This window comes from uncultured Campylobacter sp., assembly GCF_938045465.1.
Taxonomy (GTDB): Bacteria; Campylobacterota; Campylobacteria; order Campylobacterales; family Campylobacteraceae; genus Campylobacter_B.
Genome location: NZ_CALIBF010000173.1, coordinates 1 through 3,900, shown reverse-complemented (window position 1 = coordinate 3,900; position 3,900 = coordinate 1). Strand labels below are relative to the sequence as shown.

Here is a 3,900-nt window from a genome sequence, read left to right as displayed (position 1 = left end):
ACTGCACCCATATAGGCATAATGCGACAAAAGATATAACAAAATTTCTCATCTCTCCTCCTACTTAAAATGCGTCCTATCTTTTATTTGGATACATTAGGTCATAAAGCCGTTGTATTTTATCCTTCTTGACATAATACTCCGTATCGCCGCAAGGATAGTAAATTTTACACCACTTATCGTCACAAGATTCTATCGGAACCATAGTTGATGTGCCATTATAATAGTGAGATAAGGTCTCTACTAGCTTATATTCATATTCACCGCTTTTTTGGCTTTTAGATCTTGAATATATATCTAAAAAATCGTCAAAGCCCCTCGGTATATAAAATTTATCATCAGGTATATAGTCATGAAAAATAAAACCGCAAGTACTTTTATATTCATTTGTGCCCGGAATAAAAAAGCGATTATTAAGGGTACACCCCGCTAGCAAAGCGACATATGCCAATGACAGCACAACAAATTTATTTATCTCTTTTTCCTCTCTTCTATAATATTGCGTATCGCGTCTTGTACTTCTTGATGCTTTTGACGCTCCCGCCGGCGAATTTTAGCAAAATATACGCCTTTGTTCATATGAGAAACCCCTAATGCGAAAAAGCCCCTAATAAGACTCCTAATATTTCGGAAAAGATTATATCTAAAATAAAAATGAAAGAGGCTGGAACGACTAAAATTTAAGATAGGTGCCTGCGCGCAAAAACCAAATGCAACTAAAAGAAGTAATTAAAATTTAAAAATAGATAATTGGTGGAGGTGTGCGGGATTGAACCGCAGTCCGAAAACAAACGACCAAAGCCTCTACATGTTTAGCAAAAGTGAAGTTCTCGCGCAGGCTCGCTCACTTTCCAAAACGACCCGCCGGCGCAAAGACTAGAGTTTCACCCTACGGCTCGTCACGCCGCAGAGCTACGCTATCGCAGATTACCCGCCGCCGCGCTTAGATAGTATCGGCGCAGAGTAGGGCTCGACTGGACTTACGCAGCTTTAGCGTAAGCAGGAGCAAATTTAACGTTGTTTGCGTTTAAATTTAGTTTGGATTTTATACGCTGTATCCAAAGCGACATGCCGCCTTGACCCATCCGTTCCCGTCGAAGCCAAGTCACCCCCGAAAGAATGCGCGCGCATTTTACTTTAAAATTTTATAAATGTCAAATTCGGCTTATGCTAGAATTGCGTTCAAATTTTAACTAAATCAAGGAGCCAAAATGTCAAAAATCACGCTTTCTAAATTATACGAGATGAAAAAATCCGGCGAAAAGATCGTGATGATCACCGCCTATGACGCGCTTTTTGCTAAAATTTTCGACGACGGAGTCGATATGGTACTCGTAGGCGACAGCCTAAATATGAGCTTCGGCGGGCACTCCGAGACCCTGGGCGCAAGCGTAGAGCAGATGATCTATCACGCGCGCGCCGTAAGACGGGGGCTCAAGCGAGCGTATATGGTCGTGGATATGCCGTTTTGCTCGTGCGCGACGCCAGAGCCCGCGCTACAAAACTGCGTCAAAGTCTATGAGAGCACCGGCTGCGACGCCGTCAAGATCGAAGGCGGCGCGCATATGGCAGATACCGTGGCGCTGCTTAATCGAAACGGTATCGCCGTGATGAGCCACATCGGGCTAAAGCCGCAGTTTTCGCGCTTTACGGGCGGCTACAAGGTAAGCGGGCGCGGCGAAGAGGGCGCGCGCGAGGTCTTAAACGACGCTAGAGCGCTTGTCGAGGCGGGCGCGGTGCTACTGCTGGTGGAGGGCACGATCTCTGCGGTTGCAAATCAAGTGGCGCTCGGCACCGACGTGCCCGTCATCGGCATCGGCGCGGGCGCGGGCATAGACGGACAGGTGCTCGTGTGGAGCGATATGTGCGGGTTTTTCACGGAGTTTCGGCCAAAATTCGTTAAGCGTTATTTAGACGGCGCCGAGCTGGTAAAAGGCGCGGTGCGCGAATACGCGCGCGAAGTCAAAGAGGGGGGCTTCCCGAGCGAGGAGTTTGAATATAAGCAGTAGCGAGATTTGGGCTAAATTTTAAAATTTACGCGCCGAAATTCTAGCCATAAAGTCCCGCTTGTCTTAAATTAATGCTTCATTTTCGCGCGCCGCAGGCTACGTAAACAGCTCGCGCCGCTTGAAATTTATTTGGCGCGAGCGATTGCGAGCGCTTTAGCTAGTGCGAGAGATCGCAGGCACTTTGGGCGGATACTCTGCGCGGTATATTTTATACGGGGCGCCGTGCGAGAGTTTGCGCGCTTCTGCATGCGGGCGCTATTTCTGTTGCCGACTGCAATTCGCGAGCGCTTTTCATGAACGCTCTCGCACCCTGCAGCTCTAAAATACGCTATGAGCGCTAAATTTTACGCACGTAGCCGTAGAGCTCAAACATAAACCAGCCATCAGGCCTAAACGGCTTATAAAATTTAAGGAGAAAATTTGGCTAAAGCTTTAAAAATCATCATAGCCGTGGTTACGGGTTATTTCTTTATCATAGTGGTATTGCCTATTTTAATAATTTTGACGATATTTTTGCTATTTGAGTTCTTTTCCGTTGATAAAGATGCGATGGAGCTGAAAAAAGCCCCGTTAATGCAAAATTACGAGCAAAATCGCGAGAAATTCCTAGATCTGTTAGCTTTTGCGGGTCGCAACTTCCCTAAAAATTCGCGCGTCATGATCGAAAGTGCCTACGACGATGAGTATATTTGGATCTATATGGACGGCAATAAGACGAAATTTTATTCAAATTCCATTTTTAAAGATAATGCGCCGAGCATAGGCGAGGGGTTAAAGCTCATCGGCTGGGACAAAAAGACGTTTGCAGAGCTAAAATCAAAGCTCGCGGCGATAAACGCCAGAACCATCGTGCTAAATAGAAGCGGCGATAACCGAGTACCTTGGGCGAGCATCACCTATAGTTATATGGAGCACTTTGCCGATAGCTATGAGTTTTATGTTCTCAATAGTCCAAAACTCGCCGAGCTATATGCTAAGGGCTGCTCGAGAAAATTTCAAAGCGACGGTGTAGTATTTTTATATGCAATTGAAATATCAGATTATAGAGTGCTTTGTAAGAGTGACGACGACAATAAAAGTGTCTTGATCAAAGAGAGCGATCGATAAGGCGTTGCGAGATTGCACGGATAAATTTAATCTCTCGAGCCCGCGTTAAGCTTAGCGGTAAATTTTACAATCCGCGCCGAATTCCAAGCAGTCGCGAAAGACAAAACTCCACGCGAAATTTTACCTATCCGCATAGGTGCGCAAGGCAGAATTCTGCATAAAATTCTACGCAGAATTTCTTGCGAAATTTTGATCGACTTCATTAGATAGAATTCTAGCCAACTGCGTACCGGGAAGCTTGAAGCGTAGAATTTAAAGCCTCGCTGCCGCAAAAAACGAGGTCTGCATTAAAAATTCTACGAGACAAAATTACGTTGCAAAATTCCAGGTGCTGAATTTAATATCGCAAAATTCCAGCGCCAAATTTCACGTCGTAAAATTTTGCCCGTATTTTTCAAACAGCCAAATTTCACACTAAATTCTACGCGCTCAAATTTCGCACCGCCGCTTCGTAATCACCGCTCGCGAACGCCAAAGTCTTAAATTCTACGCGCTAAATTCCGCGCCGTAAAATTTAGCACAGTTAGCGACTCGCGCGCTGTTTGAAAACCGCCGCAATAAAATTCCGCACCAAGGCATAGCGGGCGCGGCGGCATGAGTATAGCCTTAAAATGTCGCGCTAAAATTTCGCGGTCTTTCGCGACGGGTACTCTGCTTTTTAGCCCCAGCCCTAAGCGCGTACCGTAAAATTCCGCTCGGCAAATTTTATTGCGCTCGCAAAGACGGCGCTTTAAAATTGTCAAAATTTAGCCATTTTTCGCTACACTTGCTAAAATTTTAAAAAC

2 protein-coding genes and 1 other RNA gene are annotated in these 3,900 nt (G+C 45.5%); 2 read left to right on the top strand and 1 reads right to left on the bottom strand.

Going from position 1 to position 3,900, the window contains the following annotated elements:
- Positions 1–750: 750 nt before the first annotated feature.
- Positions 751–1,112, bottom strand: a transfer-messenger RNA (tmRNA) gene (gene ssrA, locus Q0413_RS08365).
- A gap of 98 nt (positions 1,113–1,210) precedes the next feature.
- Here ssrA and panB point away from each other — a divergent pair.
- On the top strand, positions 1,211–2,008 hold the full coding sequence (panB, locus tag Q0413_RS08360) for a 3-methyl-2-oxobutanoate hydroxymethyltransferase (protein WP_298988512.1): 798 nt from the start codon (positions 1,211–1,213) through the stop codon (positions 2,006–2,008).
- Positions 2,009–2,428: 420 nt separating this feature from the next.
- A complete protein-coding gene (locus tag Q0413_RS08355; protein ID WP_298988511.1) occupies positions 2,429–3,115 on the top strand; it encodes a hypothetical protein in 687 nt (228 codons plus the stop codon).
- Positions 3,116–3,900: the final 785 nt, after the last annotated feature.

Bases quoted from the DNA above. Each gene is read 5' to 3' on its own strand.
- panB (WP_298988512.1), top strand. From the start codon at position 1,211: ATGTCAAAAATCACGCTTTCTAAATTATACGAGATGAAAAAATCCGGC.